The sequence below is a fragment of the Endozoicomonas sp. ISHI1 genome, assembly GCF_024606225.1.
Lineage (GTDB): Bacteria > Pseudomonadota > Gammaproteobacteria > Pseudomonadales > Endozoicomonadaceae > Endozoicomonas_A.
In genome coordinates, this window is sequence record NZ_JAGRPU010000084.1 from 1 (window position 1) to 7,750 (window position 7,750).

Sequence of the window (7,750 nt, forward strand, 5' to 3'; positions counted from 1 at the left end):
TGTGATCGGACAAGGCTTGAGCGTTTCGCAGGATCATCTGGCACTCAGGGCAGGTTTTCTCTCCGGTGTGATATTGCCTTTTGTGAGTGCTCAATGAGGCTTGAGAGCTAAATGATTTTTCACAGCCAGGGTGATCACATCGGTATTTTTTGGAGTCTGCCTTCCTTTGTTTTTTTGCAGGAGGTGGATTTAATGTTAATGATGAACCGGTTGTACTGTCAGCACCCGAGACAACTGTCGGACCATCAGCAGGATGGCTTGCCGGGCCAGACTCCTGATCGCCTGTTTGCAAATCGACATCTGTTCTGCAAGCGAAAGAGTCATCTGAGGTTGAACGACACTGGATAGTTGTGGATGGAGCGAAGATACAGCGTCCTTGTCGATGACAACAGGGCTCTTGATGGCAATTTTCGTCAAGGCTATGTCGGGAGTCGGTAGGTCGGCCCGAATTTTCATCATTATGTTCGTTGTCGCATAGATAATGAGATTTTTCTGAATGCCTATTGAATGACTGACCATGATCCTCTTGCCCCGTTGTCCGGGAATAGTTCCCACCGCCCGTTCCGTACATCAAAGTGATGATCTGAAATGTGTTTCGCCTACAGGGTTTGTCATCGGGAGGCGCGCCTGAACCTGAATATCCGTTTGTGTGGGTAATGTATGATGGTTCGTTTTGCATCGCCCCCCCATCGTTCATTGCCACTTCAGATAATGTGCCCGGCTCAGTTTTTATAAAAAAACTCTGGCTTGTCGAAGCCCCATTCTGGTTAACCTCAACGATAAAATGGTAGGTCTGTGACTCAACCGTGCAAACGAATGGCACAACGATCAATACGTGCAAGAGTAGACTTTTAATGGTTCTATCCTTTGCTTTTTATGGATAGGAGCAGTGAGGATAGACGAGAGAATAAGGGGCAAGGAATCAAAATATAGTGGTTCATGGATTCTTCCATCCATGGTAAACGTGCTGAAATTTTACTGAAACGCCGATGCTTTATACCTGATAATTTCGTAAAATCAGGCTTGAGCAAAGCAATGAACTCAGGGACATCACAGAGCTACTGCAATGCGATTCCCTGGGTTCGATGAGGTCTGAACCGTCAACAATGGCGAGTCTTTCTTGGTGCAGTGCCTGTCCCTCCTGAGCCTGTGATACGCAGAAATCAATCACTTGACTTTGTATCATCAAATTTTCGTTTTCGGTGTTGCCTTCTGTGATTCGACAGGGCCTGAGCGTTTGGCAGGGTCTCCTCGCACTCAGCGCAGGTTTGCTCTGGAGTGTGATCTTTTCTTTTATGAACCGACATGGCTTTCGTGTTTGGCAGTGTCTTCTGGCACTCTGGGCAGGTTTGCTCTCCGGTGTGATATTGACTTTTGTGATACGACAGGGCCTGAGCGTTTGGCAGGGTTTTCTGACACTCAGCGCAGGTTTGCTCTGGGGTGTGATCTTTTCTTTTGTGATTCGACAGGGCATGAGCGTTTGGCAGGGTCTTCTGGCAGTCTGGGCAGGTTTGCTCTCCGGTGTGATATTGACTTTTGTGATTCGACAGGGCATGAGCGTTTGGCAGGGTCTTCTGACACTCAGCGCAGGTTTGCTCTGGGGTGTGATCTTTTCTTTTGTGAACCGACAGGGCATTAGCATTTGGCAGGGTTTTCTGGCACTCAGGGCAGGTTTGCTCTCCGGTGTGATATTGACTTTTGTGATTCGACAGGGCTCGAGCGTTTGGCAGGTTCTTCTGGCACTCAGAGCAGGTTTGCTCTCCGGTGTGATAGTTACTTTTGTGATCCGACAGGGCTTTCGAGTTTGGCAGGATCTTCTGGCACTCAGGGCAGGTTTGCTCTGGGGTGTGATCTTTTCTTTTGTGAGCCGACAGGGCCTGAGCACTTGGCAAGATCCTCTGGCACTCAGGGCAGGTTTGCTCTGGGGTGTGATCTTTTCTTTTGTGAACCGACAGGGCATAAGCGTTTGGCAGGGTCTTCTGGCACTCAGGACAGGTTTGCTCTCCGGTGTGATATTGACTTTTGTGATTCGACAGGGCCTGAGCGTTTGACAGGGTCTTCTGACACTCAGGGCAGGTTTGCTCTGGGGTGTGATCTTTTCTTTTGTGAACCGACAGGGCATAAGCGTTTGGCAGGGTCTTCTGGCACTCAGGACAGGTTTGCTCTGGGGTGTGATATTGACTTTTGTGATTCGACAGGGCATGAGCGTTTGGAAGGGTCTTCTGGCACTCAGGGCAGGTTTGCTCTCCGGTGTGATATTGACTTTTGTGCGACGACAGGGCCTGAGCATTTGGCAAGGTCCTCTGGCACTCAGGGCAGGTTTGCTCTGAGGTGTGATCTTTTCTTTTATGAGCCGACAGGGCTAGAGCGTTTGGCAGGATCTTCTGGCACTCAGGGCAGGTTTGCTCAGGGGTGTGATCTCTTCTTTTATGATCGGACAGGGCTTGAGCGTTTTGCAGGATCTTCTGGCACTCAGGGCAGGTTTGCTCTCCGGTGTGATATTGACTTTTGTGAGTCGACATGTCTCTAGCATTTGGCACGGTCTTCTGGCACTCAGGGCAGGCTTGCTCTCGGGTGTGATCTTTTCTTTTGTGATCGGACAAGGCTTGAGCGTTTCGCAGGATCATCTGGCACTCAGGGCAGGTTTTCTCTCCGGTGTGATATTGCCTTTTGTGAGTGCTCAATGAGGCTTGTGAGCTAAATGATTTTTCACAGCCGGGGTGATCACATCGGTATTTTTTGGAGCCTGCCTTCCTTTGTTTTTTTGCAGGAGGTGGATTTAATGTTAATGATGAACCGGTTGTACTGTCAGCACCCGAGACAACTGTCGGACCATCAGCAGGATGGCTTGCCGGGCCAGACTCCTGATCGCCTGTTTGCAAATCGACATCTGTTCTGCAAGCGAAAGAGTCATCTGAGGTTGAACGACACTGGATAGTTGTGGATGGAGCGAAGATACAGCGTCCTTGTCGATGACAACAGGGCTCTTGATGGCAATTTTCGTCAAGGCTATGTCGGGAGTCGGTAGGTCGGCCCGAATTTTCATCATTATGTTCGTTGTCGTATAGATAATGAGGTTTTTCTGAATGCCTATTGAATGACTGACCATGATCCTCTTGCCCCGTTGTCCGGGAATAGTTCCCACCGCCCGTTCCGTACATCAAAGTGATGATCTGAAATGTGTTTCGCCTACAGGGTTTGTCATCGGGAGGCGCGCCTGAACCTGAATATCCGTTTGTGTGGGTAATGTATGATGGTTCGTTTTGCATCGCCCCCCCATCGTTCATTGCCACTTCAGATAATGTGCCCGGCTCAGTTTTTATAAAAAAACTCTGGCTTGTCGAAGCCCCATTCTGGTTAACCTCAACGATAAAATGGTAGGTCTGTGACTCAACCGTGCAAACGAATGGCACAACGATCAATACGTGCAAGAGTAGACTTTTAATGGTTCTATCCTTTTTTTTCTATGGATAGGAGCAGTGAGGATAGACGAGAGGATCAGGGGCAAGGAACTAAAACGTAGTGGTTCATGGATTCTCCCATCCATGGTAAACGTGCTGATATTTTACTGAAACGCCGATGTTTTATACTTGATGATTGTCGTAAAATAAGGTTACAGAAAAGCAATGAACTCAGGCACGATCACAGAGCTACAGCAAGACGATTAGCCGGGTTCGATGAGGTCTGAGCCGTCAACAAGGGAGTGTCTTTCATGGTGCAGTCGAAGCACTGGTGATTTCGTGTTGCCACATTTGCATTAAGACCTGCTTGCTGAAGAAGGTTTCCCTCCTGAGCCTGTGATAAGCAAAAATCAATCACTTTACTTTGCATCATCAAACTTTCGTTTTCGGTGTTGCCTTCTGTGATTCGACAGGGCTTTCACGCTTGGCAGTGTCTTCTGGCACTCAGGGCAGGTTTGCTCTCCGGTATGATTTTTTCTTTTGTGATCCGACAGGGCTTTCGCGTTTGGCAGAGTCTTCTGACACTCAGGGCAAGTTTGCACTGGGGTGTGATCTTTTCTTTTGTGAGCCGACAGGGCATTCACGTTTGGCAGGGTCTTCTGGCACTCAGGGCAGGTTTGCTCTCCGGTGTGATATTGACTTTTGTGATTCGTAAGGGCATGAGCGTTTGGCAGGGTCTTCTGACACTCAGCGCAGGTTTGCTCTGGGGTGTGATCTTTTCTTTTGTGAACCGACATGGCTTTCACGTTTGGCAGGGTCTTCTGGCACTCAGGGCAGGTTTGCTCCGGGGTGTGATATTGACTTTTGTGATTCGACAGGGAATGAGCGTTTGGCAGGGTCTTCTGACACTCAGTGCAGGTTTGCTCTGGGGTGTGATCTTTTCTTTTGTGAACCGACAGGGCATAAGCGTTTGGCAGGGTCTTCTGGCACTCAGGGCAAGTTTGCTCCCGGGTGTGAACTTTTCTTATGTGAGCCGACAGGTGCTGAGTACTTGGCAGGGTCTTCTGGCACTCAGGGCAGGTTTGCTCCGGGGTGTGATATTGACTTTTGTGATTCGACAGGGCTTTTGCGTTTAGCAGGGTCTTCTGGCACTCAGGGCAGGTTCGCTCTGGGGTGTGATATTGACTTTTGTGATTCGACAGGGCCTGAGCATTTGGCAAGGTCCTCTGGCACTCAGGGCAGGTTTGCTCTCCGCTGTGATCTTTTCTTTTGTGATCTGCCAGGGCTTTCGCGTTTGGCAGGGTCTTCTGGCACTCAGGACAGGTTCGCTCTCCGCTGTGATATTCACTTTTGTGAACCGACAGGGCTTTCGCGTTTGGCAGGGTCTTCTGGCACTCTGGGCAGGTTTGCTCCGGGGTGTGATCTTTTCTTTTGTGATCTGTCAGGGCTTTCGCGTTTGGCAGGGTTTTCTGGCACTCTGGGCAGGTTTGCTCTGGGGTGTGATCTTTTCTTTTGTGATCCGACAGGGCTTTCGCGTTTGGCAGAATCTTCCGGCACTCAGGGCAGGTTTGCTCTGGGGTGTGATCTTTTCTTTTGTGATCCGACAGGGCTTTCGCGTTTGGCAGAATCTTCTGGCACTCAGGGCAGGTTTGCTCCGGGGTGTGGTCTTTTCTTTTGTGGGCCGACAGGGCTTTCGCGCTTGGCAGCGTCTTCTGGCACTCAGGGCAGGTTTGCTCCGGGGTGTGATCTTTTCTTTTGTGATCCGACAGAGCTTGAGCGTTTGGCACGGTCTTCTGGCACTCAGGGCAGGTTTGCTTCGGGGTGTGATCTTTTCTTTTGTGATCCGACAGGGCTTTCGCGTTTGGCAGGGTCTTCTGGCACTCTGGGCAGGTTTGCTCTCCGGTGTGATATTGACTTTTGTGATTCGTAAGGGCAAGAGCGTTTGGCAGGGTCTTCTGACACTCAGCGCAGGTCTGCTCTGGGGTATGATCTTTTCTTTTGTGAACCGACATGGCTTTCACGTTTGGCAGGGTCCTCTGGCACTCTGGGCAGATTTGCTCTCCGCTGTGATATTCACTTTTATGAACCGACAGGGCTTTCGCGTTTGGCAGGGTCTTCTGGCACTCTGGGCAGGTTTGCTCCGGGGTGTGATCTTTTCTTTTGTGATTCGACAGGGCTTGAGCGTTTGGCACGGTCTTCTGGCACTCAGGACAGGTTCGCTCTCCGCTGTGATATTCACTTTTGTGATCCGACAGGGCTTTCGCGTTTGACAGGGTCTTCTGGCACTCAGGGCAGGTTTGTTCCGGGGTGTGATCTTTTCTTTTGTGGGCCGACAGGGCTTGAGCGTTTGGCAGAATCTTCTGGCACTCAGGGCAGGTTTGCTCTCCGGTGTGATATAGACTTTTGTGAGTACTCAATGAGGCTTGAGAGCTTAATGATTTTTCACAGCCAGGGTGATCACATCGGTATTTTTTAGAGCCTGCCTTCCTTTGTTTTTTCGCAGGAGGTGGGTTTAATGTTAATGATGGACCGCTTGTACTGCCAGCACCCGAGACAACTGTCGGACCATCAGCAGGATGGCTTACCGGGCCAGACTCCTGATCGCCTGTTTGCAAATGGACATCTGTTCTGCAAGCGAAAGAGTCATCAGAGGTTGAACGACACCGGATAGTTGTGGATGGAGCGAAGATACAACGTCCTTGTCGATGACAACAGGGCTGTTGATGGCAATTTTCGTCAAGGCTATGTCGGGAGTCGGTAGGTCGGCCCGAATTTTCATCATTATGTTCGTTGTCGTATAGATAATGAGATTTTTCTGAATGCCTATTGAATGACTGACCATGATCCTCTTGCCCCGTTGTCCGGGAATAGTTCCCGCCGCCCGTTCCGTACATACAAGTGATGATCTGAAATTTGTTTCGCCTACAGGGTTTGTCACCGGGTGGTAAGCCTGACCCTGAATATCCATTTGTGCGGGTAATGTGTGATGGTTCGTTTTGCATCGCCCCCCCACCGTTCATTGCCATTTCAGATAATGTGCCCGGCTCAGTTTTTATAGAAAAACTCTGGCTTGTAGAAGCCCCATTCTGGTTAACCTCAACGATAAAACGGTAGGTCTGTGATTCAACCGTGCAGACGAATGGCACAACGATCAATACGTGCAAAAGTAGACTTTTAATGGTTCTATCCTTTGCTTTTTATGGGTAGGAGCAGTGAGGATAGACCAGAGAATAAGGGGCAAGGAATCAAAACAGAGTGGTTCATGGATTCTCCCATCCATTTCAAATATGCAGAAATTTTACTGAAACGCCGATGTTTTATACCTGATGACTGTCGTAAAAAACGTTTAGCCCTTCACCCACTGCCTGTGACAAGCAGAAATCAATTACTTGACTTTGCATCATCAGGCTTTCGTTTTCGGTGTTGCCTTCTGTGATCCGACAGGGCATTCACGTTTGGCAGGGTCTTCTGGCACTCAGGGCAGGTTTGCTCTCCGGTATGATCTTTTCTTTTGTGATTCGACAGGGCTTGAGCGTTTGGCAGGGTCTTCTGGCACTCAGGGCAGGTTTGCTCTCCGGTGTGATATTGACTTTTGTGATTCGTCAGGGCTTGAGCGTTTGGCAGGGTCTTCTGACACTCAGGGCAGGTTTGCTCTGGGGTGTGATCTTTTCTTTTGTGAACCGACAGGGCATGAACGTTTGGCAGGGTCTTCTGGCACACAGGGCAGGTTTGCTTTCCGGTGTGATATTGACTTTTGTGATTCGACAGGGCATGAGCGTTTGGCAGGGTCTTCTGACACTCAGCGCAGGTTTGCGCTGGGGTGTGATCTTTTCTTTTGTGATCCCACAGGGCTTTCACGTTTGGCAGGGTCTTCTGGCACACAGGGCAGGTTTGCTCCCGGGTGTGAACTTTTCTTATGTGAGCCGACAGGGCCTGAACACTTGGCACGGTCCTCTGGCACTCAGGGCAGGTTTGCTCTGGGGTGTGATATTGACTTTTGTGATTCGACAGGGCTTTTGCGTTTGGCAGGGTCTTCTGGCACTCAGGGCAGCTTTGCTCTCCGGTGTGATATTGACTTTTGTGAGTCGACAGGGCCTGAGCATTTGGCAAGGTCCTCTGGCACTCAGGGCAGGTTTGCTCTGGGGTGTGATATTGCCTTTTGTGATACGACAGGGCTTGAGCGTTTGGCAGGGTCTTCTGGCACACAGGGCAGGTTTGCTCAGGGCTGTGATCTTTTCTTTTGTGATCCGCCAGAGCTTGAGCGTTTGGCAGAGTCTTCTGGCACTCAGGGCAGGTTCTCTCTCCGGTGTGATAGTGACTTTTGTGATTCGATAGGGCTTGAGCATTTG

General features: G+C 49.9%; 4 protein-coding genes. All 4 read right to left on the reverse strand.

The window, feature by feature from the left end:
* On the reverse strand, nt 1-841 hold an 841-nt coding region (locus tag KBW69_RS22915; RefSeq protein ID WP_257282427.1), incomplete at its 3' end, for a hypothetical protein.
* Between the two features lie 322 nt (nt 842-1,163).
* Entirely contained in the window at nt 1,164-3,431 is a 2,268-nt protein-coding gene (locus KBW69_RS22920; protein WP_257282428.1) for a C2H2-type zinc finger protein, read from the reverse strand.
* A 389-nt stretch (nt 3,432-3,820) separates the two neighbouring features.
* Nucleotides 3,821-6,565 carry a C2H2-type zinc finger protein gene (locus tag KBW69_RS22925; RefSeq protein WP_257282429.1) on the reverse strand — a complete coding sequence of 915 codons (2,745 nt, stop codon included), beginning with the start codon at nt 6,563-6,565 and terminating at the stop codon, nt 3,821-3,823.
* 217 nt (nt 6,566-6,782) lie between these two features.
* Nucleotides 6,783-7,750, reverse strand: a 968-nt coding sequence (locus tag KBW69_RS22930; protein ID WP_257282430.1) for a C2H2-type zinc finger protein, incomplete at its 5' end; no start/stop codon positions are given.